The organism is Campylobacter concisus (assembly GCF_003049085.1).
In the GTDB taxonomy this organism is placed as follows: Bacteria; Campylobacterota; Campylobacteria; order Campylobacterales; family Campylobacteraceae; genus Campylobacter_A; species Campylobacter_A concisus_H.
This window is the reverse complement of sequence record NZ_PIQX01000001.1, coordinates 203,021-226,182: the sequence shown is the minus strand read 5'-3', so window position 1 is coordinate 226,182 and position 23,162 is coordinate 203,021. Positions and strand designations below refer to the sequence as shown.

The window sequence follows — 23,162 nt, the reverse complement described above, 5'->3', positions numbered from 1 at the left end:
AAGGAAAAGAATGAAAAAATATTTATTGCTTTTATCGGCTTTATTTTTCACTGGCTGCTTAAACGTGATTGGTGTAGGACAAAAACAAGATGATTCGTGGCAGCAACCAAAGGATGAAAAAATAGTGCAAAATAAAGAGCAAATTTCAAGAAATGCAATCGAAATTTTAATACCAAAATGCGAAGAAGGCGATGCGGAAGCTTGCAATGATTTGGGTGTAAATTACGAGCTTTTAAAAGAATATGAAAATGCTTTAACAAATTATAAAAAAGCTTGCGATGCTAAAGTACAAGTCGGTTGTGCAAATTTGGGCACTCTTTATGAGCTTGGACTTGGAGTTAAAAAAAATCCAAAAAAGGCAATTTCTATTTATAAAGAAAGTTGCAATGGCGGAGGCATGCAAGCTTGCTATCACTTAGGCAATGCTTATAGAAAGGGCGAAATCGTTAAGCGAGATTATTACTTAGCAATGCAAGCTTATACGAATGCATGCAATGCTGGCGATTTGCCAAGTTGCGCCAATATCGGAGCGATGTATGAGCTTGGTCTTGGTGTTAATAAAGACGAAAAAAGGGCTTATGGAATTTATAAAGTCGCTTGCTTTCGTGGGCTAAGCAAAGCATGCCCGCAGATGAAAAGACTAGGTACAAAGCTAGGAATGTAAGTGAAAAAGGTCTTAAATTTTAGTCTTATTTTAGCCATGGGCTTTATGCTTAGTGGTTGCTGGTCTTGGCAAAAGATGGTAAGCTTTGGCTTTTGGCAAAGTGATGAAGAGGCTAGGGCAGAGCGTATTGAGCTTGAAAAAGAGAAGATGATGCAAAACTGCGAGAATGGAAATAGCATCGACTGCAACAATTTAGCCGTAAATTTTAGCAACGAAAAAGACTTTGTAAAAGCAAAAGGCTACTACGAAAAAGCTTGCAATGCTGGGCTTGCGACGGCTTGTTCAAATTTGGGTCAAATTTATGAGCAAGGGCTGATTGATGAGCAAAAAGATATGGAAAAAGCTCTAAAACTTTATAAACTAGCTTGTGATAGTGGCGATGGTGTTGGCTGCTACAACGAGGCAATGGGGCTAAAGTCATACATCGAAAGCGAAAATTTAAAAGTTCATAAGATAGATAGAACTAAGGCTGAGGCTAGAGTGCTAAGGCTTTTGGCAAAGAGCTGCGAGCTTGAATACGCTCAGTCGTGCTTTTTGCTTGCAAAGCTAAGCGGCGATGAAACAAAGGCGGACGCACTTTACAAAAGAGCCTGTCAGCTTGGTAAATGTGTAGAGAAAAAATAAGGGATAAAATTGCTTTTTAACTCATATGTCTTTATATTTGTATTTTTACCACTTGTATTTTTTGTATATTTTTTTCTAAATAAAAAGAGACTAAGCAATCTTGCAAAAGCTTTTTTGGTAAGTGCTAGTTTATTTTTTTATGCTTATTGGAGTGTTTATTATCTGCCGATTTTACTAGGAAGCATTATCTTTAACTTCTTTATTTCAAAATTTCTTGCAAAACATCAGAGTAAAGCTATTTTGATTTTTGGTATAGTTTGCAACCTCGCTTTACTTGGATATTTTAAATATGCTGATTTTTTAATTTCAAATTTAAACGCTATAGCAAATACAAATTTAAGTCTACTTCATATCGCTTTGCCGCTAGCACTTAGTTTTGTCACATTTCAGCAAATAGCATATCTAGTGGATAGTTATAACAAGCAGACAAAAGAGAATAGTTTTTTAAACTACTGCCTTTTTATAACATTTTTTCCACAGCTTATTGCTGGTCCGATAGTGCATCACAAAGAAATGATGCCTCAGTTTGCAAATAAATTTAATCTTATAAAAAACTATAAATTTATAGCTCTTGGGCTTTTTGTTTTTAGCATAGGGCTATTTAAGAAGAGTGTGGTTGCTGATACTTTTTCGATTTTTGCAAATGCTGGATTTGATATGGAAGGAAATTTGACTTTTCTGCAAGCATGGGCGACGTCACTTTCGTATACCTTTCAACTTTATTTTGATTTTAGTGGTTATTGTGATATGGCGATAGGTCTTGCGCTGCTTTTTAACATAAGGCTTCCCATAAATTTTAACTCCCCGTATAAGGCTTTAAATATTCAGGATTTTTGGCATAGGTGGCACATTACACTATCACGTTTTTTAAGAGACTACATATATATCCCACTTGGAGGAAATAGGGGGGGGCAGAGCCGTACCTATCTAAATTTGTTTTTGGTATTTTTGATAGGCGGTCTTTGGCATGGAGCTGCTTGGACATTTGTTGTTTGGGGTGCTTTACATGGTGTTGCTATTGTTATTCACAGATGTTGGCAAAAGTTAAATTTTAAATTAAATAAAATCATTGCTTGGATCATCACCTTTAACTTTGTAAATTTTACATGGATATTTTTTAGGGCAAAAAGCTTTGAAGATGCCATGAAAGTGATCCGAGGGATGTTTTTTGGTGAGTTTAAGATAGACGTTAACTATCTTGAGATACTTTTTATCGTTTTAGCTTTTTTGGTTGTTTTGCTTTTTAAAAACTCTATGCAAATAGCATTTGATAAGAAATTTAAATTTACTATCTGGCAAATTTTTGCAACATCTTTCTTTTTGTTTATATCAATCTTAGCAATTAGGCTTAATAATGCGAGTGAATTTTTATACTTTAGATTTTAAGAAAAAAGTATTTCTATGCCTGTTTTTAGTGGCTTTTGCTATGGTTGGGCTTGATGTTGTGCTTTATGTTTTTGCAGAAAGTAGAACAAGTAAGACAAATTTCGTTGATAATAAAATTTCAAAAGCGGAGCACTTTAAACTAAATAGCAAAAAGCAAAAGGATATCGTTTTTGTTGGAAGCAGTAGAACTCTTCATCATATATCAACAAGTATTTTTGCTGAAAATAATATCAGTATTTATAATTTTGGTGTATCTGGTAATTTTATAGGCGATTACCCTTTTATTACAAAAATTATTAAAAAAGTTAATATAAAGGAAGTTATTTTTAGTATAGAAATTAATAAACTTTTTGAGGATTATACAGAAAAAGGTATCAAAATTTATACCAATGATGAATTTGTAGCAAATTTTGGCACAGATAAAATAGTCTTTTTAAAAACACTACCTGATTTTTTTGCAAGCATACATCTGTTCTTGAGATATTCTGAAGGTATTTATAATAGGATAGTTGGGTTTTATGGAAAATTTGCTCCAGATAATAAAACCAAAGCAAGCAATTTTGAAGCAAAAAGTATTTTTGATGTAAAGGCATATAGTGATTGTGATCTAGTCAACATAGAAGATATAAATTCAAATGTCACAAAAAATAAAAAAATTATCTTTGTAAAATGTAGCAATGGAGATATTATTCTTTTTTCGGATGGATTGTCAAGAGAATATTATGGTAGGACGATCGAGCTAAAGGGGTTGAATCAAAATACTATAAAATATTTTCAAAATTATGTAATTAATCCACTTGTAAAAAGTGGGATAAAGGTTGTTGTTATATTAGAACCTATATTTGATGGTGCCACTATAAAATATGATATAAACGAGATAATGTCAGCTATTAAAAATGCTAAAGTTATTGATCTAACAAATTTTAAAATTAACGATGATGAGTTATCAGATATGGGGCATCATTTAAACTATCTTGGCAGAAAAAGATATAGCGAGTTTTTGGTTAAACTTTATCTTGATGGTAGACTTTAAGCTTTTACTTCAACCCAAAAACTTTTATATTAAAAGTAGTATGGATTTTATCCTTTTCGCCTTTCATGACGATAGGAAATTCAGTCTTTACGATACTGTCATAGCTGCTAAGCGCATCTAAAAAGTCATAAAATTTTTGTGGCGTCCTTAGAGAGCTAGTTACATTTAGACGAAATCTAAAAAATTTCTCACTAGCATTATTATCACCTTCTTCTATTTTACTAAGGCTTACTTCACTAAAAAATTTAGAGGCAAATTCTATAAATTTATCTTTATCAAATTTATTCTCAAAAGCTGAAATGATAGCTCCATCTTTTTGTTTAGTTGCTTCAAGGGCTTTAAATTTAGCTTCAAATTCATTTTTTACTTTTGTATAAGATGAGGTCTGTGAATAATTTTGTCTAGTTAGGCTTTTAAATTCTTTTATATTTGGCACGATAAAACCAAATATCATAATAAAGCAAACTACAATAAAAGCAAATATAAAAAGTAAAAGCTTAACGGGATCTATTTTTTCTAAGCTCGTATCTTTTTTACTCATTATATCCCTCAGAATTATCAATTTTATTTGTGCTTATAAAGCCATACCAGCCGTTTTTACTTTGATAAAAGCTAGTATTTGAAGTCGTAAAAATAGATCTTAAAGGTGAAGCTAGAAGCTGATTAAATACATCTTTTGTCGGCGTTATACCGCGAATGATGAGCGAGCTTTTATCCATAAAAACCTCTTCAAGCGTTATACTGTCAGGTACTAGATCAAAAAGATTGTGCAAGCTTTGCTTGAGAATAGAATTTGATGTGAAGATATCATTTGCAGATTCTATTTGTACGGCTAGTTTAGCTGAAATTTCATCTGTTGTGACTATTTTTTGACTAAGCTCTTTTTGCTCATTTGATAAAAAATTTATATTTTTTTCAATTGAATAATTTTTGTAAAGTATAAAGAAATTTGTTGCCAAAAGAGCTACAAACACAAAGCTTATAAGGCTTAGCCAAATTTTGCTAAAGATAGATATAAGTGGTCTTGGTTCCGGAGAAATAAAGCTAAATCTCATAATATTATCTCTTCTTGCATGATTTCATTCATAATATGATTTGTATTCACTGGATACACTGAAGTCTCCACTAAAAGCTCAGATTGCAGATATTGTAAAAAAGTTGCACTTGTTTTCGTATTTTCAAAAACAATGATTTGCTCAATAAAATCACCACCGTAGAGAGGATTTTCGTAAAATTCTTTTACGGCTTTTACGATGTAATCAAACATCTTCATGTCATACCCAAAAATAGCAACCGATTTTTCTACATTTGTAGAAGCTGGCATGTTTAGTTCATAATTTAGGTCTTCAAATTCTTTTTGTTTATCATCACTTAAAAAATCGTCTAAACTTTTAAAATCATCAAGAGATGTTGCGTCATTTTCCTCTTTAATGATTAAGTTGTCAATATCTGTTATATCTTCTTCTTTTAGGCTTTCAGCTTCCTGGTTGGTTTCTTCAAAGCCAGACATATTTAAAAAAGTGGATAACTTCATTTGTTTATCTTTAAAGATCGCAAGTGTAAACGAATGTGCATGGATATAAAGATAAAGTGTAGTTTTTGGAGAAATTCCGCGTTTTAAAAGCTCGTAAAAGAGTATGGCGATAGGTGAGTAGATGAGATCTACACTATCTTGTCCAAATAAATTTTTATATTTTTTTATAGCATTTAAATTTGCATAAATACTCCAGCTATCCTGCATGATAAGGCTTGTAAGATTTTTAGTATTTATATTAAATTTTTTGTATTCATCAAAGCTAACACTAGGAAGCGCGCCTTGCGAGTCGTCGTTAAAAAAAACTGAAACATATACACCAAAATATGCTTTTTCTTGCTCTTCTATGTATTTTATGATTTTTTCATCGATACTATCGATATTTATATCTGTAAATTTAGCGTTTATAGTTTTTAAAAGTTTGCCATTTCTAAAGACCTGACCGAAGAATATGCAATCATTGCCCTCCAACACGACGCTTAAAAAAAGGTTAGAAAAAAGCTTTTTAACGCTAAAAGACATAAATCTCCTAAATTTAGTGCATAATTTTCGTTATGGTAGCTAAAAAGGGATTAAATAAGTTTAAAACAGCTCGTTTTTAAGTTTAACGAAAATCTCTTTTGTATTTAAAGCTTCATTTTTTAGTTCACTATCAAGTAAGGCCAAGTTTTTAAGGTCGTCAAAACCATCTATCATCACATCGCACATCATCTTAATGCGTTCACTATCAGCCTTGCTGACGCTACTTTGGCTTATTTTTTTGATACGCTCAAGATACTCTTTGCCATTTTTTATGTATGAGTTAAATTTAATAGCAGCCTTGCTTTGGTTTAGCACAGTATTTGCCATTTTGTTATAAATATCTATATCAAGTGCTTTTTGGCTTAAATTTAAGGCCTTTTCGTATTCTTTGTTTTCGTATAAAAATTTTGCTTCAAGAGCGAGCTTATAGGAGTTGTCGCTATAAAAAAATAGCCCAAATAAAATAATTAGAAAGATGGCTATAAAGATAGATAGCTTATTTTTCATAAATTTCGTCCAAAATTTCTTTTATCTCATCGCTTATTTGTGGATTTTTATGCGCATATTTTTTCCACCAAATTTTTAAATTTGATCTAAAATCCTCTTGGTTTTGCTTCACGCTCTTACCGCCGTCATTTTGCGAGGCTTGCCAAAGCTCGTTTTGTATCTTCTCTTTTGCCTCTTTTTGCTCCAAATTTTTCACACTAAAAGGGGCTGAGAGGCTAAAATTTATAGTTGAAAATGGCTTTGGAAGTATCATCTTATCCCAGCTTTTAAACTCCAAAAACGAGCTTGCTTCAAAATTTAGAGCATAAATTTCGCAAGATGACTTTTGTGCGATCACAGCAGCTCCGTCTGCCACGCTGTGCCTTGGTCCGCGTGGGCCATCTGGTGTAATGATGACGTCGTAGCCTTGCTTTATCTCTCTTAGGGCTTCTATAAGCGCCCTTGCGCCGCCTTTTGAGCTACTGCCTCTAATGGTGCCGATACCAAAAAATTTGATTATTCTAGTGATTAGCTCGCCATCTTTGTGATCGCTGATTATCACCTTACCTTGTTTTCTATTTTGCTTGCTCCACCAGCGCCTGTAAGCAAAGCTCATAAAGCTAAGCCTGCCGTGCCAAAAGACGACGACACAGCCATTTTGTGGCAAGAAATTTGGAGTGTAGCTCTTTTTGCAAGTTAGAAAAATGAGCCACATCAAAATGTAGATGAAAAAGACGCCAACATTTAGGGCGAGCTTTTCAAGGGTATTTTTAAATTTGCAGCTCGCCATACAAAACCATTCGTTTTGGGTTTGTGATCTTGATTTTTTGTGTAGTGCCAAGAAGCTCTTCGCTTCCATCAACTTGAACTAAAAAGTTATTAAAGCTTCGCCCAGCAACGCCGCCATTTGCTCTTAGCTCTTCAAAATATACATCAAAAATTTTATCTTTTTGTGCCGCTACGATCTCGTCTAAAATTTCATTGTGGCGATTTTGTAGGCGAGTAAGCCTTTCTGAAGCGGTTTTATCATCTATTTGATTTGTGAAAGTAGCTGCCTTTGTAAGCGGACGAGGCGAATACTTAAAGCTAAAAATTTGCTCAAATCTAACTTGCTCAAGCACATCCATTGTATCTTCAAACTCGCTATCACTCTCGCCCGGAAATGCGACAATGATATCAGTTGAGATGCTCACATCTGGACACATCTTTCTAAGTCTTAGCGCACGGTCTAAAAACCACTCTTTTGTGTATCCACGCTTCATCTCGCGTAAAACTTTGGTATTTCCGCTTTGAAGTGGCATGTGCATAGACTTGCAAATTTTTGGATTATTAGTGAAAATTTCAAGAAATTTATCATCCATGTGAAGTGGGTGTGGGCTTGTAAATCTTATCCTCTCAACGCCATCTATCTCGCTTATCTTTACTAACAGATCACTAAAATCGATATTTTCTTGCACTCCTGAAAATCTTTTACCGTAGTTATTGACATTTTGTCCTAGTAAAAATATCTCTTTTGCGCCGCTGTTTGCAGCCTTTTCTACCTCTTTTAAGATGAGACTTGAAGGGATGGAAATTTCATCGCCTCTGGTGTGTGGGACGATGCAATAGGTGCACTTTTTGTCGCAGCCGATCGAGATGTTGATGTGGCTTTTATATGGCGAGCCTCTAAATTCGCCAAATGCGTATTCGCTCTCGTCGTGATTGATGTCGGTTGAGATAAATTTAGGCGTATTTACAGCTTTTGTGATCTTGCTGACATTTCTTGCGCCAAGAACAAAATCAACATAAGGTGCGCGCTTAAAAATTTCACTACCCAAATGGCTAGCAGTGCAGCCACAAACGCCTATCTTTGCCCCTCTTTTTTTAGCTTTTTCAAAGGCTCCGACCTCGCTAAAGAGCTTATGAACTGGCTTTTCACGAACCGAGCAAGTATTTATAAGGATTAAATCAGCTTCTTCTATATTTTGTGTTAAGGAGTAGTCTTCTTTTTGTGAGAGCTCAGCTATGATATGCTCGCTGTCACGAACATTCATAGCACAGCCTAAAGTTTGGATAAAGAGTTTTTTGCTCATTAAAGTATATGCACTTCATACATGTAGTCGCTATCATCAAGTCCGTATTTTACGGTTCTGTGATAGACGCTTAGCCCTTTTTCTTCAAAATGCTCGACTAAGGCGATTAGTTGTTTGTGTGTGTTTTCTTTATCAAAATAGAAAATTTTCTGACCCTCTTTTTCGACAGCCGCCTCTATTTTTTCTAGTGAAATCGTTTTTGGTTTTGCGTCTAATTCGGCTCTTGCAAGTTTTAGCTCCATTTTTAATCCTTTCAAAATCTTAAATTTTAATCGGTCAATATATCCAAAACATCATAAAAAAAGGATTAAATAAAAGTTAATAACAAGCTTAATCTTATTAAAAGTATGGCTTATGTATAATTTCAAAACTTCACGAAAAATCCCCGAAATTTATCGTCACAATGGAGAAAAAATGGAAAGAATATCAGACATTATAGAGTCAATTGCCAATGAGAAAAATTTAGAGATAGAAGATGTAAAAGAGCGCGTCATAAGAGCCTTGATAAACACTGCAAAAAGGGTTTATGGCGAAAATTATGAGTATGACGTGAGCATCGATGCAAATAAAAATTTAAAGCTTTATCAAAAAATTTCAATCGTAGCAAACGACGATGAGAGGCTTGCTGAAGACAATGAGCACTTTTTAAGCTTAAAAGAGGCTAAAAAGATAGATAGTGGCGTAGAGATCGGCGATGAGCTCACTTACGAGCTAAGCCTTGATAACCTTGGCAGAACCGCAGCTCAAACGCTTCACAAAGAGCTTGAGTATCACATCCAGCGCCTAGTAGAAGAGAAAATTTTACAAAAATATAATGAGATGAGCGGACACATGGTCTTTGGACCAGTTGTTAGGGTAGATAACGATGAAAACACTTTTATCGAGATAGACGAGCTTCGTGCCATCTTACCACGTAAAAACCGCATAAAAGGCGAGAAATTTAAAGTAGGCGACGTGGTAAAAGCGGTCATTAGAAAAGTTTTTACAGATAAAAATTTAGGCATAAAGGTCGAACTTTCAAGGACTTCACCTAAATTTCTTGAAGCGCTGCTAACTTCAGAGGTGCCTGAGATAAAAGATGGCGGCATCATCATTCAAGGAAGTGCAAGGATCCCTGGCGAGAGAGCTAAAGTAGCACTCATCTCAACCACTCCAAACATCGATCCAGTCGGCGCAACTGTCGGTACAAAGGGCGTTAGGATAAATGCCGTAAGCAAAGAGCTTCATGGTGAGAGCATCGATGTGATCGAGTACACCACTGAGCCAGCGATCTTGGTAGCTCGCGCTATGGCACCTGCGATCATCACATCAGTAAAGATCGAAGAAAACAAGGCGATCGTGACACTTGCGAGCGAGCAAAAGAGCAAGGCGATCGGCAAAAACGGTATAAATATCCGCCTGGCAAGCATGCTAACTGGCTATGAGATCGAGCTAAATGAGCTTGGCTCAAAAACTAGTAGTAATGCAGAAAATAATGAGCCAATCAAAGACTTAAAAGCGCTTTTTGGTGATAACTAATGAAATTTCAAATAAGAAAAGCAACTATTGACGATATAGACGTGATATGCGAGCTTGTAAGAGAGCTTGCTAGCTATGAGAATTTAAGCGATCAAGTCACTTTTACAAATGAAATTTTTGCAGACTCTATCTTTAATAAAAATCACGCAAAAGCCCTTGTCTGCGAGAGTGAGGGTAAGGTGATTGGCTATGCTATCTATTTTTACACATTTTCTACATTTTTAGGACTTGGTGGGATCCATCTTGAGGACATTTATGTCAAAAAAGAGTTTAGAAATCAAGGTATCGGCAAGGCATTTTTTAAATTTTTAGCTCAAATTTGCAAGGATGAAAATTTAAAAAGGCTTGAGTGGTGCTGCCTAAACTGGAATGAGCCAAGTATTAAATTTTATGAAAGTATGGGTGCTAAAAATCAATCACTTGAGTGGAGAAACTATCGCTTGGACGGCGAAAATTTAGAAAAGCTTATAAATTTATAGTTTCTAGTAAAAGCTCAAATTTGCTTTGAAATTTGAGCTTGTGTGTGATTAAAATTTATATGTATATCCCATATAAAGACCGACATTTGTCTCTTTTGTGTCAACAAAATCAAATTTACTGATCTTGCCATAGTCAGTTCTATCAGCTTTTAGACCAAACTCAACTGCATTATTTTCATTGATAGAGTATTCAGCACCAATTCTTGCACCTAGTATCCAGTCATTTGTATTAGCTTTTTCCGAGCCATCATGAATGTCAAATATATCCATTTCAAGCTTTAAGTAGCCAGTGTAGCCACCAAGAACTAGTTTTATGTCCTTTGTTAACTCTGGTGTATAGTCTGCGCCTACTATAAATTTATGTGTACTCCATTTTATTACTGTACCGTCTTCATCGCCAAGTGACTTTTTTGCTTGAAAGTCGTAAATGTAAGCTCCATAAACTCTAAAACTATCAAAATCATAGCCAGCTTTTAGTCCAAAATTTGATGAGCTTATCAAACAGAGTGAGATGCTTGTAGGCGGGATATGTTATATAAAATTTAAAGCGAGATGATATAAGTTTTTAAAAGGTGGTTAGCCCACCTTTTGTTATTTTATTGCAATTATTTTTGTATCTTTTTGTTTAAGCTCTAGACTACCATCTACATTACATCTTGGATTTAAAGTTTCTAGTGTTGCCAAAACTTCTGTTTTATTACCTTCGCCTATGTCATCATATTTTTTTAAGATATACATATGTGGTGTATTTTTGGGTATGCTACCTTTTGGCATACTAAAAGCCACGGCTTTTACGTTAAATTTTTCTAGATCAACCTTTGTATCTTTATCGACTATCAGATAACCTTTAATACCATCTTCTTTTAATTCATTTTTCTTGGTCTCTATATTATATTCCCAGTCAAAATTTACCCTTTTATAAACCTTTACTTCGCCTTTAAAATGTTTGATACTACCCATATCAGCTTTACAAATTTCAGCCAAAGTAGTTGGCTCACCACATCCAGTTAGAGCAAAAGTAAGTGTTGCTGTAATGACTGAAAAAACGATTTTTGTTTTCATATTTTTCCTTTTTATAAAAGTTAAAAATTCGGATTTTACAAAAAAAATAAAACTGAAAAAATTAAACTAATAAATTTATGAAATATTTATTGATAAATTTGGTGTAAAAAAGAAATTTGAGCTCAGAGCAACTGCTTCAAGCTCAGTTAAATTTACTCGTTTAGGATAGAGAGAAGCTCTTTGTTGTCTTTTGTTTTTAACATTTTTGCATACAAGAATTTAAGCGCTTCGATGTCGTCCATTGTGGCGATCGCAGAGCGGATAGCCCAAATCTTTTGAAGCTCATCAGGTTTTTGAAGTAGCTCTTCTTTTCTGGTGCCTGATTTTAGTACGTTGATAGCTGGGTAAATTCTGCGGTCTGAGATGTTGCGGTCAAGCACGATCTCGCTGTTACCAGTGCCTTTAAACTCTTCAAATATTACTTCATCCATACGTGAGCCAGTGTCTATTAGAGCAGTTGCGATGATGGTTAGAGAGCCGCCGTGCTCGATGTTTCTGGCTGCACCAAAAAAGCGTTTTGGCTTGTGAAGCGCGTTAGCGTCCACGCCGCCTGTTAGTACCTTGCCACTTGGTGGGGTCACTGTGTTGTAGGCTCGTGCTAGACGGGTTATGCTATCAAGCAATATAATGACATCTTTGCCCATCTCAACTAGACGTTTTGCTTTTTCGATGACTAGCTCTGCTACGCGGACGTGGTTAAGCGCTGGCAGGTCAAATGTTGAGCTAAATACCTCGCCTTTTACGCAGCGCTGCATATCAGTAACTTCTTCTGGTCTCTCATCGACCAAAAGCACCATTAGCTGGGCTTCTGGGTGATTTTTAGCGATGCCGTGAGCTAGCTCTTTCATAAGCTCGGTTTTACCGCTTCTTGGAGGTGCGACGATGAGACCACGTTGACCCTTGCCAATAGGCGTGAAAAGATCAAGTACACGGCCCGTTAACTTCATCGGATCATACTCTAAATTTAGCTTTTCAGTTGGAAAAAGTGGAGTTAGGTTGTCAAAAAGTGGCCTCTCTTTTGCGTCTGCTAGAGGCATGTAGTTTACTGCTTCTATCTTTAAAAGGGCGTAGTATTTTTCCTGATCTTTTGGCTCTCTTACTTGGCCGGTGATGATGTCGCCTACACGAAGTGCAAATTTGCGGATTTGAGAGTTTGAAACGTAGGCGTCGTTTGAGCTATCGCTTAAATTTGCATCAACAGCCCTTAAAAAGCCATAGCCCTCGTTTGTGATTTCTAAAATTCCAGTAAATAGTATAAAGCCGCCTTGTTTTGTCTGGGTTTTTAGTATCTCAAATATCAAATCCTGCCTACGAAATTCGCGTGGATTTTCGACACCAACGCTATTTGCGATCTGTACTAGCTCATCTAAGCTAAGCGTTCTTAGCTCTTCGATCTTGTGTCCATCTACTGGTATGTGTGTTCTTGATACTTGATGTTTTTTTGTAGTTTTTGTGTTTTGAGAAGCACTTTGCTCGGTTTGGTTATTTTCCATATTTCCTCTTTAAATGCGGGGATAATTTTGCAGAATTTCTAGGTTTCAAAAAGAAGTTTTTGAAAGTTTTGGCATTTTATAAAAATAAAACTTTGTTGTCAAGAAATGGTATAAAATGAAATTTTTGCTCAAAAATGGTTGATTTGCTATAATCTCGCCATTTTATAACGGTAACAAAAAAAGAAATTTGTGCCTATTTTTGCAGTTTGTCTGCTTCAAATTTATATGGTGCGTAATAGGCATATGATGCAATAATATTAGTAAAAATTTTAGATAAAAGAAAGTAAAAATGCCACAAAGTAGATGTGCTCATTGTAGATTAAAATTTGATGAAAACGTGATGATCTCAAATGAAAGTGGACTGAAATTTTGCTGTGTTGGTTGCAAAGGCGTTTATGAAATTTTAAATGAAAATGGGCTTAGTGAGTTTTATGAGCGTCTTGGTAAAAATACACTTACACCGGCGAGCAACGGTTTAAATATCAAAAATTTAGCGGCAAATTTTAGCGAGCTTGTGACAAAAGAGGGCGACTTTAGTCAAATTTCATTTTTAATCGATGGTATCACTTGCTCAGCTTGCATCTGGCTACTTGAAAAGGCGCTTTTTAGCTTACCGGGCGTCTTGGAGGTAAATATCAACTCGCTTAATCAAAAAGCGGTCATTGTTTTTGATGAGCAAGAGCTTTTGGTAGAGCAAATAATTGAAAAAATTTATGCCGTTGGTTACGTCCCAAAGCCATATGCTACGAGTCAAAAAGAGGACGAGCTAGCTAAGAAAAGAAGAAAATTTTACACAAAAGCGCTAGTTGGTATCTTTGCTACGATGAACATTATGTGGCTAGCCATCGCTCAATATAGCGGGTACTTTAGTGGCATAAGAGGCGATATAAAAGATATTTTAAGCTTTGCGCAGTTTGTATTAGCAACGCCTGTACTTTTTTATACTGGTAGCGAGTTTTTCAAAGGGGCAAAGATAGCCATAAAAAACGCTTCGCCAAATATGGATCTGCTTGTTATCACCGGAGCTAGCATTACCTATATTTATTCGATTTATATGATGTTTACAAGAAGCGGTGAGAGCTATTTTGACTCAGTTGCGATGATCATCACCTTTGTTTTTATCGGTAAATTTTTAGAAATTTTGGGTAAGAAAAAGGCGCTTGAGACTTCAAATTTCTTAAATGATATGCTGCTTGCAAAGGTATGTATTTTAGAGGATGGCAAGGATGTTTTAAAAGAGCCAAGAGATGTAAATTTGGGCGAAAAGATCGTGCTTAGATCTGGTGAGAGGGCGCTACTTGATGGAGTGGTGCTTAGTGGTGAGGCAAGCGTGGATAGCTCAAGTCTAACGGGAGAGAGCCTGCCTGTGACCTTGGGAGTGGGGCAAGAGGTAAAAAGTGGCGTCATTTGCCAAAATGGACAAATCATCTATGAAGCAAAGGAAATTTTTAAAAATTCTTATCTAAATCAGCTTATAAATTTGCTCCAAACTGCAGAGCTAAAAAAGCCAAATATCGAGCTAGTAGTCAATAAAATCGCTTCTAAATTTTCTCTTAGCGTGCTAACTTTAGCATTTTTTACATTTTGGTTTTGGTACTTTAAATTTGGCTTTTCAGAAGCCATTGTCACAGCTGTTAGCGTCATCGTGATCGCTTGCCCTTGTGCGCTTGCGCTTGCCACGCCAGTTAGTAGTGTTTGCGCTCTTGGTGTGGCTTTTAAAAATAGAGTTCTTTTTAAAGAGGCTAAATTTTTTGAAAGCCTTGCAAAGTGCGATGTAGCAGTATTTGACAAGACTGGCACGCTCACAAAGGCGGAATTTGAAGTTAGTGATTTTTTCATAAAAGAAAGCATAAGCTTAGATGAAATTTATTCGCTAGCTCTTATATCAAGTCATCAAATAAGCGTGGTAGTGGCTAAATTTCTAAAGCAAAAAGGTGCAAGAAAAATAGAGCTTAAAAATACAAATTTAAGCGTGGCAAAGGGTGTTGAGGCTGAAATTTCAGGTAAGAAATTTTATGCAGGAAGCAAGCGATTTTTAGTTGAAAATGGTATTAGCTTTGATGAAGCTGAAGAAAATGTGAGCTTTTTTGTGGGGCTTAATGGTGAGTTAGTGGCGAAATTTTACCTAAAAGATAGTGTAAAGCCCGAGGCAAAGGCCTTGATAGACGAGCTAAAGAGCGCTGGTATGAAAGTGTGTATCTTAAGTGGCGATGTGCAAAAAGTGGTAAAAAACGTGGCAGATGAGCTTGGCGTGAGTGAGTTTAGAGCAGAGATGTTACCTGAAACGAAAGCTAAATTTATAAGCGAACTAAAAGATCAGGGCAAAAAGGTTCTAATGGCAGGAGATGGCATAAATGACGCAGCAGCGCTTAGCCTTGCTCATGTTGCCATTTGTATGGGAAGCGGGGCGGCAATAAGCTTAGAAAGAAGCGATGTAGTGCTACTTGATGATAGTTTAAAAAGTCTAGCGAAGGCCATAAAAATCTCGAAATTTACTTACAAAACGATAAAGCAAAATTTGCTCTTTTGCCTTCTTTATAATGTTCTTGCTCTGCCATTTGCCGTATGTGGCTACGTCATTCCGCTATTTGCTGCGCTTTTTATGTCGCTTAGCTCGCTAAGTGTTATCTTAAACTCGCTTTATATTGTTAGAAAATTTAAGGAAAAATAATGGATAGCGCGACACTTGCGATGCTGGTTTTTATCTCGGTTTTGATGGGAGCATTTTTGCTTTTTGGCGTGCTTTGGGGGATAAAAAATAAACAATTTGAGGACTACCGAAAATTTTTAGACGGAGCAAATTTGGACGATGAAGATGCACTAAATGAAGCTTATGAGTTAGAGCTTCGCAAAAAAGAAGCTCTAAAAAAGAGGCTAGAGGCTAGCAGTAAAGATAAGGCTAGCTCTCGATAGTTGGCTCGCCAAAGAGCCTATTTGCCTCTTTTAGCACACCTTGTTCTCTTTGCCTTTGAAGCTCTTCTGGTGTTTTTGGCTCTTTGTTGAGCATTAAAGCAAAGCTGTTTTTCTCGTTTTGCAGTTCGCTTTTTATTTCGGTTTTTGGCTCATTTTTAGTTTCAACGTTATTTGCATTTAGTCTTGAAATTTCCTCATCAAGCTCGTCTAGTTCGCTTTTTTCATTATTTTCTAAAGAGGCTTTAGGCGTCTTAGTTTGTGCTTTTTGTTCATCTCTCTTTGCATTTACTATCTTTGCATTTTGTCCAAAAAGCGTACGCAATATCTCATTTAAAATTTTCCAATTTTTCTTAAAATATTCAAGATTTTCATCTTTTGCATTTACTATCAGTCCAAGCTCATTATTATTAAAGAAACTAAATTCTACAAATTCTTTAAAAAACTCGCCAAGATCGTAATTTCTATCATAAATTTTTGTTAAGAAGAGTTCGTATGGACCTTGCATTTTAGCAGGAGCTACTTGGCTTTTTTGAGTGATGACTTCTGTGATTTGTGTGGAATTTTCGCTATTTTTTGAGATCACTTCATTTATAGCGTCATCGATATCTTGTAAATTTAGCGCTTCTATCATCATAAAAAGCATTAGCATTAGCACAAAGCCATTGTCGCTACTTACATTTAGCATACCTTTAGCTTGTGCTAAAATCCTAAAAAATCTCTCATAAACAAGTAGAGAAATTTTTGAGTCGTTTTCTATAAATTTTTGCTTTAAATTTGCCAAAATTTCATCTATTATCATCTCTAGATCATAGCTTTCAAGTTCGCTTACAAGCACTCTGATAGCATTTTTATCGTGATTTAAAACATGAGCTATTATCTCCTCGATCTTTTCTGGATCAAGAAGTCCTAACATCGATGCTACGCCATTTGCCGTGACATTATTTGCTCCGTAAATGATAGCTTGATCAAGAAGCGTCAAAGTATCTCTTAGCGATCCTCCGCCACTTCTTGCTAAAATTTCAAGTGCCTCTTTTTCGTAGCTAATGCCTTCTTTGCTTAAAATAAACTCAAGATGTTTAATGATGCTGTATCTGCTTATCTGTTTAAATCTGAAATGCTGCGTTCTTGAAAGCACCGTTGTTGGGAGTTTTAATGGATCAGTCGTCGCTAGGATAAATTTTACATAGCTTGGTGGCTCTTCAAGCGTTTTTAAAAGAGCGTTAAATGCCTCTTTGGTTAACATATGCACTTCATCGATTATAAAAATTTTATATCTTGCCATTGCTGGAGCATATTTTGTTTGCTCGATCAGCTCTCTTATGTCATCTATCTTTCTGTGGCTAGCAGCGTCCATTTCGATGATGTCCATATGCCTTGACTCATTTGCCATGATGCATTGTGGGCATACTTCACATGGTTTTGAAGTAGGTCCTTTTTCGCACACTAAAGCTTTTGAAAATATTCTGGCACTTGAAGTTTTACCACTGCCTCTAAGCCCAGAAAATAGATATGCGTGGCTTATGCGACCCTCGTCAAGTGCATGTATTAGGCTTTTGCTAACTGCTTCTTGACCTATGAGCTCGTCAAAATTTTTAGGGCGATATTTTAAAGCTAGTGCTTGCAATGCGGTATCCTTTTTATAAAGTTCAAGGATTTTATAAAAAAAGGCATAAATTTATGATTATTTATATATTTAATTGGCTTTAAAATTTTTTATTTTAGTTTAATGAGGGCGGATAAATTTTTATAGATTTGCATAAAAGTTCTAGTACATTTGCAAAAAAATAAAAAATATCCCTTTTTATAATGATCCATAGCCGTATAGATTTAAAATTTATAATAAAAATACATAAAATTTTATGTTAAATATTTTGTATTTTTGTATGAATTGTGTTTGATATAAAAAGCCTTGGCATGTGTGCCAAGGCAAAATTCAAAATTTTAGATTAGCAAGAGAAGCAGGTTTTAAACTCATAAGCGGTTGGGCGCGCTTCGTAAGGCCAAACTTGAGTTTCAAATTTGAAGTGTTGATATGTATCTATGAAAAGATCGGTCATTATTGGTTTTAAGTATTCATTATCGCGAATTAGCGCTTCAAGGCTACCACGAAGTGTGTGTGGAAGCTGTTCTATGCCACGCTCTCTAATCTCATCAAGATGAAGTTTAAATAAATTTTCATCCATAGGACCAACTGGCTCGTATTTATTTTTAACGCCGTCAAGTCCCGCCATTAGCATCGCTGAGAAGGCTAGATAAGGGTTTGCTGTGCTATCTGGAAATCTCATCTCGGCTCTAACCGACTTTTCACCTGAACCATAAGGTATGCGGATACTTGCTGAGCGGTTTTGGCTAGAGTATGTTAGGATAGATGGTGCTTCAAAGCCAGGGATTAGGCGTTTGTAGCTATTTGTACTTGGGTTAGTAAAGGCTGCAACGCTTCTTGCGTGTTTTAAAACGCCACCGATATAGTATCTTGCGAAATCACTTAAATTTGCGTAGTTGCCCTCTTTATAGAATAAATTTTTACCATCTTTCCAGACTGATTGATGAACGTGCATGCCGCTTCCGTTGTCGCCATAAAGTGGTTTTGGCATAAATGTAACTGTCTTGCCGTTTAGGTGAGCCACCATGCGAACGACATATTTATAAATTTGAACATTATCGGCAGCTTCTACTAGATTGCCAAATTTCACGCCGATCTCGCCTTGACCTTGTGCGACTTCGTGGTGTCCTAAAAAGACTTCAAGACCAACTTGCTCTAAAACTTGCATCATCTCGGCTCTTAGATCTACCATGCTATCTATCGGCTGAGTCATCAAGTAGCCGCCTTTTCTGCGTGGGCGATGACCTGTGTTGTAGCTATCTTTGAAGTCAGTAGCATCGTTCCACTCGCCTTCTTCGCTATCTACTTGATACATCGCGCAGTTTGGGCTGTCGATGATTTTGACATTGTCAAATACAAAAAATTCATTCTCAGGGCCAAAGTATGCCTCATCGCCAAGACCGCTATCTTTTACGTACTGCATTGCTCTTTTAGCTATTGAGCGAGGGCATTTTTCATAAATTTGACTCTTGTAAATGTCGTAAATATCGCAAAAAACAACAACTGTAATATCAGAAGTAAATGGGTCTAAAAATGCAGTTGTAGCTTCTGGTTTCATTATCATGTCGCTCTTATCGATTGGTTGCCAGCCATGCATAGAGCTAGCATCCATCGGGATGCCATTTGTGAAATTTTCTTTCGTAACAGCCTTTATGTTGTAGCTAATGCTATGCCAAGCACCACCTAAATCAGTAAATCTAAAATCTACAAATTTGACTTCATTTTCTTTACAAAAATCAAAAAAATGATCTATATTTTGGACGAATTTTCCCACTTTTTTCTCCTTTTAATTTTTAAATTTTTCGTATTCTATCATAAAACATAATATTTAAGATTAAATTTATATTTTATTTGAACCCAATCTAAAATTTTACTAATTCTCTATCTCTATTTTTAAAAATAGCACATTTTGAATAACCTAAATCTCTAGCTATTTGCTCGCAAATTTCACCATTTTTACCGATATCTTCTTTTGCGTGAGCGTCTGAGCCAAAGGTGATGGTTATATCTTTTTCAGCTATTAGTTCAAGTAAATTTACGCTTGGATATTGCTCGCCGATAGGCTTTCTAAAGCCAGCAGCATTTATCTCAACAACTAAATTTGCTTCTTTTATCGCATTTACTGCATTTTTAGCTAAAATCCTAACATCCTTTTTTGGTAAAAATTTAAAAAGCTTTAAAAGATCGATATGCCCCATAATGTCAAATTTGCCAAGCTTGGCTGATCTTTCTACATTATCAAAATACTCTTGCCAAATTTGATCCAAGTCTTTGCCCTCGTAGCCACCGATAAATTCTGGATTGTCAAATGCCCAGCCATTAAAAAAATGCACAGAGCCTATTAGATAATCAACTTTTCTAGCAAAAACTCGCTCATCCATAAACCCATCTAAAAAATCCATCTCATAGCCAAGCAAAATTTCTATCTCACCGCTAAATTCATCTCTTAAATGTAAAATTTCGTCTTCATAGCCTTGCATTTCATCAAATCTCATTCTGTAAGCTTCATCGTAGTTCATCGGTGCGTGATCGCTAAAACCAAAGTATTTTGTGCCAGCTTTTATTGCGTTTTGTACATACTCTCTTGGCTCACCAACTGCGTGCTTGCAAAGTGGCGTATGGTTGTGAAGATCGACGGTCATTTTTAGCCTTTTAAGGTCGTTTATTTTAAAAATGCTATCTAAAAATTTATAAATTTAAAGATAAAAGCATTGCCTTTAAACTTATTTTTTATTTAAATCCTATATAATCAAGCCAAATTTTATTAGGAGCTTTTATGACCCAAGAGGAACTTGACGCACTTATGGCAGGTGGGCTAGATGATGAGTTAGATAATACTAAAGAAGATGCTGACCAAGAGGTTGCGGACGTCAAAGAGGATACGGACGAGGTAACAGAAGTTGCAGAAGCAATCGATACTAAAGATGAGCCACAGTCAAAATCAGAAAGTAATTCAAAGAATGCAGAAAACTACAGAGTGAGTGCAGATGGCGTTTGGCCACCACCACCACCAACGGAAGATCACAAAATGGTTCATCAGCTTGACGATGTGACAAGAGATAGCGAAGAAAAAGCTACTCAGATGTTTGATAAGCTTGAGACGATAAATAACTTTTTTATGGACGCTGAGAGCGACTCAAATAGCCTAAAAGACACAATAAACTCAAATATTGAGCTATTTACGACACTAAGCGAGAAATTTCCAAATATCGCTGCATTTAGTGAGGCTTTGGAGAAAAACAACTCGCTTCTTGGCACGATCGATAATATCATCGGAAATTTACAAATGGGACAAGATGAGATCATGATGGCTATGGATATGATGCAGTATCAAGACATCCATAGACAAAAGATCGAGCGTGTTATCAACGTTATGAGAGCACTTAGCAAATATATGAATACCTTGTTTGAAGGTAAAATTGACGATGATAAGCGCGTTAGCTCCGCTGTTCACATCGCTGGTGATACAACGACTGAAAATCTTGTCAGCAACGACGATATCGAAGCCTTGATAGAAAGCTTGGGTAAAAAATAGTGCTAAAAAGGCCTGAACTTTTATCTCCAGCTGGAAATTTAACAAAACTTAAAATCGCCCTTGAGTATGGAGCTGACGCTGTTTATGGCTCAGTGGCTAGTTTTTCACTAAGGACTAGATCGGCAAGGGAATTTAACCTTGAAACATTCAAAGAGGCGATAGACTACACACACGAAAAGGGAAAGAAATTTTATGCGACCATAAATGCTTTTCCTTTTAACTCTCAGATCGAGCCACTAAAAAGGCACTTGCAAACTATCTCGGCGATGAAGCCAGATGCCTTTATCATCGCAACTCCAGGCGTTATGAGTCTAGCAAAAGCCATCGCTCCTGATATCGAGATACATCTCTCAACTCAGGCAAACGTTATGAACGTACTTGATGCAAAAATTTATCACGATATGGGCGCAAAACGTATCGTCGTAGCACGCGAGATGAATTTAAAAGATGTTATAAAGATAAAAGAAGAAATTCCAACTCTTGACATTGAAATTTTTGTACATGGCTCGATGTGCTTTGCTTACTCTGGCAGGTGCTTAGTAAGCTCAGTGCAAAGCGGACGTATGTCAAATCGCGGCAGCTGTGCCAACGACTGCAGGTTTAAGTATGAACTTTACGCTAAAAACGAAGAGAGTGGTGTGCTTTTCCGCTTAGAAGAGGACGAAAACGGTACTCATATTATGAACTCAAAGGATCTTTGCCTTATCTCTCACATCAAAGAGATCGTTGATAGTGGCGTAATAGATAGCTTAAAAATAGAAGGTCGCACAAAGAGCGAGTACTATGCAGCTTGCACAGCAAGAGCCTACAAAATGGCGATAAATGATGCTATGAATGATAAATTTGACGCACAAATTTATGAGAATGAGATAAATACGTTGAAAAACCGCGGCTTTACGGATGGCTACTTGGTGCATAGACCTTATGAACGAACCGATACACAAAATCACGTTAGCAGCCTAGAAGAAGGCACACATCAGGTAAATGCAATAAGCGAAGATGGTGAGTTTTTTAAGTGTAAATATAAAATTTTTCCAGGCAATAGCTACGAGATTGTGGCGCCTATCGGCTCACACATAGATGATAGCGAGAATGAAATCTCAAAGGTTTATTCACAAGATGGCAAGAAATTTATTAAATTTAAGCAGCTCATCACCAAAAAAGGTAAAGTTATGAGTGAAATTCATAGTGGCAATGAAAATGAGATAAACCTTGGTATTAAGCTACCAAAATTTAGCTTTTTAAGGGAGAAAATATGAAATTTGTTTCTATTATAATGGGAAGTAAAAGTGACTATGAGATCGTTAGCGAGGTGGCAAAAACTCTTGAAAAATTTGGCGTAAAATATGAACTGATAATCAGCTCAGCTCACAGAAGCCCAAAAAGAACGAGCGAGTACGTCGCAAATGCTGAGAAAAAGGGCGCAAAAGTCTTTATTGCAGCTGCTGGTATGGCGGCTCACCTAGCTGGTGCGATTGCTGCAAATACAACAAAACCAGTGATCGGCATACCAATGGCAGGTTCGGCCCTTAGCGGTGTTGACGCACTTTACTCAACTGTGCAAATGCCAAGTGGCATGCCAGTGGCAACTCTAGCTATCGGCAAGGCCGGTGCCATAAATGCGGCCTATTTGGCAGTGCAAATTTTAGCGCTTGAAGATGATAGTCTGGCAAGTGCTCTAAAAGCTGACAGAGAGGCAAAGATAAAGGCTTTAGAGGAAGACTCTTCAAAGGTTGAAGTGATACTGTAAAAAGGAGAAGCGGTGCAGACCTATCTTGGAGTTGATGAATTTTGCAAACTTGTGCACTTGGAGCGTGAAGTTATCGAAGATATGATAAATCGTGGCGTTTTGAAAACCAAAGAGGAAAATGGAGAAATTTTGATAGAAGCGAGCGAGGGAACGATGAGTGTTGTGCCTAGTGTTTCGCAAAATTTATCTTTGCAACCGCAAGGCCAAGATGGTATCAGCTTTGTTGAAAAGACGATTGGAACGATATTAAATTTACACGAAAAGGTGCTTGACGCAAAGGATGAGACGCTTGAAACCCTAAGAAATGAGAATAAATTTTTAAAAGAGGCGCTTATTTCGATGCAAGAGCTCTATGACGAAGATAGAAAAACGGTAGAGACTCTTACAAAACAGCTTAAAATTTCACAAGATGAAGTTGAATTTTTAAAACGAAAATACAAACTCATGTGGAACCAAGCGGTTGAAAATTTTAACGGACAAAAGTAGTT

The 23,162-nt window shown here is 36.3% G+C and carries 25 protein-coding genes; 12 read left to right on the top strand and 13 right to left on the bottom strand.

Translation table 11 applies throughout. The features are described from left to right. The first annotated feature begins 10 nt into the window (after positions 1-10). Genes CVT13_RS01135 through CVT13_RS01120 form a run of 4 tightly spaced genes read left to right on the top strand, consistent with a single transcriptional unit; the run spans position 11 to position 3,707 of the window. Positions 11-664: a tetratricopeptide repeat protein gene (locus CVT13_RS01135; protein WP_021090816.1), complete on the top strand. Its 654-nt coding sequence runs from the start codon at positions 11-13 to the stop codon at positions 662-664. After that, the gene (locus tag CVT13_RS01130) at positions 665-1,288 is read left to right on the top strand and encodes a tetratricopeptide repeat protein (protein ID WP_107811312.1); all 624 of its coding nucleotides are present in this window, start codon (positions 665-667) and stop codon (positions 1,286-1,288) included. Positions 1,289-1,297: 9 nt separating this feature from the next. Continuing rightward, complete coding sequence (locus tag CVT13_RS01125) at positions 1,298-2,674, top strand: MBOAT family O-acyltransferase (RefSeq protein WP_107811311.1); 1,377 nt, start codon at positions 1,298-1,300, stop codon at positions 2,672-2,674. After that, positions 2,643-3,707, top strand: coding sequence for a hypothetical protein (locus tag CVT13_RS01120; RefSeq protein WP_107811310.1), 1,065 nt, complete (start codon positions 2,643-2,645; stop codon positions 3,705-3,707). The genes CVT13_RS01125 and CVT13_RS01120 overlap by 32 nt, the downstream gene beginning before the upstream one ends. Before the next feature lie 4 nt (positions 3,708-3,711). Here CVT13_RS01120 and CVT13_RS01115 read toward each other — a convergent pair whose 3' ends face one another. Genes CVT13_RS01115 through CVT13_RS01085 form a run of 7 tightly spaced genes read right to left on the bottom strand, consistent with a single transcriptional unit; the run spans position 3,712 to position 8,563 of the window. After that, entirely contained in the window at positions 3,712-4,248 is a 537-nt protein-coding gene (locus CVT13_RS01115) for a hypothetical protein (RefSeq protein ID WP_107811309.1), read from the bottom strand. Further along, positions 4,241-4,762 (bottom strand): hypothetical protein, encoded by a 522-nt coding sequence (locus CVT13_RS01110; RefSeq protein ID WP_107793066.1) that lies wholly within the window; start codon positions 4,760-4,762, stop codon positions 4,241-4,243. The genes CVT13_RS01115 and CVT13_RS01110 overlap by 8 nt, the downstream gene beginning before the upstream one ends. Next, positions 4,759-5,763, bottom strand: coding sequence for a hypothetical protein (locus CVT13_RS01105; protein ID WP_107811308.1), 1,005 nt, complete (start codon positions 5,761-5,763; stop codon positions 4,759-4,761). Before CVT13_RS01105 ends, CVT13_RS01110 begins: the two co-directional genes overlap by 4 nt. Before the next feature lie 60 nt (positions 5,764-5,823). Continuing rightward, positions 5,824-6,270: a hypothetical protein gene (locus tag CVT13_RS01100; RefSeq protein WP_107811307.1), complete on the bottom strand. Its 447-nt coding sequence runs from the start codon at positions 6,268-6,270 to the stop codon at positions 5,824-5,826. Then, positions 6,260-7,039, bottom strand: coding sequence for a lysophospholipid acyltransferase family protein (locus tag CVT13_RS01095; RefSeq protein WP_107811306.1), 780 nt, complete (start codon positions 7,037-7,039; stop codon positions 6,260-6,262). The genes CVT13_RS01100 and CVT13_RS01095 overlap by 11 nt, the downstream gene beginning before the upstream one ends. Then, on the bottom strand, positions 7,020-8,321 hold the full coding sequence (gene miaB / locus CVT13_RS01090) for a tRNA (N6-isopentenyl adenosine(37)-C2)-methylthiotransferase MiaB (RefSeq protein ID WP_107811305.1): 1,302 nt from the start codon (positions 8,319-8,321) through the stop codon (positions 7,020-7,022). The genes CVT13_RS01095 and miaB overlap by 20 nt, the downstream gene beginning before the upstream one ends. Beyond that, positions 8,321-8,563 (bottom strand): HP0268 family nuclease, encoded by a 243-nt coding sequence (locus tag CVT13_RS01085; RefSeq protein WP_002941786.1) that lies wholly within the window; start codon positions 8,561-8,563, stop codon positions 8,321-8,323. The genes miaB and CVT13_RS01085 overlap by 1 nt, the downstream gene beginning before the upstream one ends. 172 nt (positions 8,564-8,735) lie before the next feature. On the opposite strand from CVT13_RS01085, the gene nusA reads away from it, so the two are divergent. Then, positions 8,736-9,839 carry a transcription termination factor NusA gene (nusA, locus tag CVT13_RS01080; protein ID WP_107811304.1) on the top strand — a complete coding sequence of 368 codons (1,104 nt, stop codon included), beginning with the start codon at positions 8,736-8,738 and terminating at the stop codon, positions 9,837-9,839. Beyond that, positions 9,839-10,318 (top strand): GNAT family N-acetyltransferase, encoded by a 480-nt coding sequence (locus CVT13_RS01075; RefSeq protein ID WP_107811303.1) that lies wholly within the window; start codon positions 9,839-9,841, stop codon positions 10,316-10,318. The genes nusA and CVT13_RS01075 overlap by 1 nt, the downstream gene beginning before the upstream one ends. A gap of 48 nt (positions 10,319-10,366) precedes the next feature. On the opposite strand, the gene CVT13_RS01070 is transcribed toward CVT13_RS01075, so the two are convergent. The 3 genes from CVT13_RS01070 to rho all read right to left on the bottom strand — a co-directional run bounded on the left by CVT13_RS01070 (position 10,367) and on the right by rho (position 12,873). Then, the gene (locus tag CVT13_RS01070) at positions 10,367-10,819 is read right to left on the bottom strand and encodes a porin family protein (protein WP_234411944.1); all 453 of its coding nucleotides are present in this window, start codon (positions 10,817-10,819) and stop codon (positions 10,367-10,369) included. A gap of 90 nt (positions 10,820-10,909) precedes the next feature. Then, positions 10,910-11,380 carry a hypothetical protein gene (locus tag CVT13_RS01065; protein WP_103640693.1) on the bottom strand — a complete coding sequence of 157 codons (471 nt, stop codon included), beginning with the start codon at positions 11,378-11,380 and terminating at the stop codon, positions 10,910-10,912. Positions 11,381-11,532: 152 nt separating this feature from the next. After that, positions 11,533-12,873: a transcription termination factor Rho gene (gene rho, locus CVT13_RS01060; protein WP_107811301.1), complete on the bottom strand. Its 1,341-nt coding sequence runs from the start codon at positions 12,871-12,873 to the stop codon at positions 11,533-11,535. A 289-nt stretch (positions 12,874-13,162) separates the two neighbouring features. Here rho and CVT13_RS01055 point away from each other — a divergent pair, with 289 nt between their 5' ends. Both CVT13_RS01055 and ccoS read left to right on the top strand, forming a co-directional pair. Further along, entirely contained in the window at positions 13,163-15,544 is a 2,382-nt protein-coding gene (locus tag CVT13_RS01055; protein WP_107811300.1) for a heavy metal translocating P-type ATPase, read from the top strand. Beyond that, complete coding sequence (gene ccoS / locus CVT13_RS01050; RefSeq protein WP_084041397.1) at positions 15,544-15,786, top strand: cbb3-type cytochrome oxidase assembly protein CcoS; 243 nt, start codon at positions 15,544-15,546, stop codon at positions 15,784-15,786. The genes CVT13_RS01055 and ccoS overlap by 1 nt, the downstream gene beginning before the upstream one ends. On the opposite strand, the gene CVT13_RS01045 is transcribed toward ccoS, so the two are convergent. The 3 genes from CVT13_RS01045 to CVT13_RS01035 form a co-directional block, all read right to left on the bottom strand. After that, on the bottom strand, positions 15,773-17,410 hold the full coding sequence (locus CVT13_RS01045) for a DNA polymerase III subunit gamma/tau (RefSeq protein ID WP_107811299.1): 1,638 nt from the start codon (positions 17,408-17,410) through the stop codon (positions 15,773-15,775). The genes ccoS and CVT13_RS01045 overlap by 14 nt on opposite strands. A 322-nt stretch (positions 17,411-17,732) precedes the next feature. Continuing rightward, positions 17,733-19,163 carry a type I glutamate--ammonia ligase gene (gene glnA / locus CVT13_RS01040; protein ID WP_107811298.1) on the bottom strand — a complete coding sequence of 477 codons (1,431 nt, stop codon included), beginning with the start codon at positions 19,161-19,163 and terminating at the stop codon, positions 17,733-17,735. A gap of 88 nt (positions 19,164-19,251) precedes the next feature. Next, on the bottom strand, positions 19,252-20,031 hold the full coding sequence (locus CVT13_RS01035; protein WP_107811297.1) for a histidinol-phosphatase: 780 nt from the start codon (positions 20,029-20,031) through the stop codon (positions 19,252-19,254). A 134-nt stretch (positions 20,032-20,165) separates the two neighbouring features. Here CVT13_RS01035 and CVT13_RS01030 point away from each other — a divergent pair, with 134 nt between their 5' ends. Genes CVT13_RS01030 through CVT13_RS01015 form a run of 4 tightly spaced genes read left to right on the top strand, consistent with a single transcriptional unit; the run spans position 20,166 to position 23,160 of the window. Next, entirely contained in the window at positions 20,166-20,924 is a 759-nt protein-coding gene (locus CVT13_RS01030) for a chemotaxis protein (RefSeq protein WP_107811296.1), read from the top strand. Beyond that, complete coding sequence (locus CVT13_RS01025) at positions 20,924-22,183, top strand: peptidase U32 family protein (protein ID WP_107811295.1); 1,260 nt, start codon at positions 20,924-20,926, stop codon at positions 22,181-22,183. The genes CVT13_RS01030 and CVT13_RS01025 overlap by 1 nt, the downstream gene beginning before the upstream one ends. Then, positions 22,180-22,674: a 5-(carboxyamino)imidazole ribonucleotide mutase gene (gene purE, locus CVT13_RS01020; RefSeq protein WP_103582742.1), complete on the top strand. Its 495-nt coding sequence runs from the start codon at positions 22,180-22,182 to the stop codon at positions 22,672-22,674. The genes CVT13_RS01025 and purE overlap by 4 nt, the downstream gene beginning before the upstream one ends. Before the next feature lie 12 nt (positions 22,675-22,686). Next, a complete protein-coding gene (locus tag CVT13_RS01015) occupies positions 22,687-23,160 on the top strand; it encodes a DUF3972 domain-containing protein (protein ID WP_084041391.1) in 474 nt (157 codons plus the stop codon). Positions 23,161-23,162: the final 2 nt, after the last annotated feature.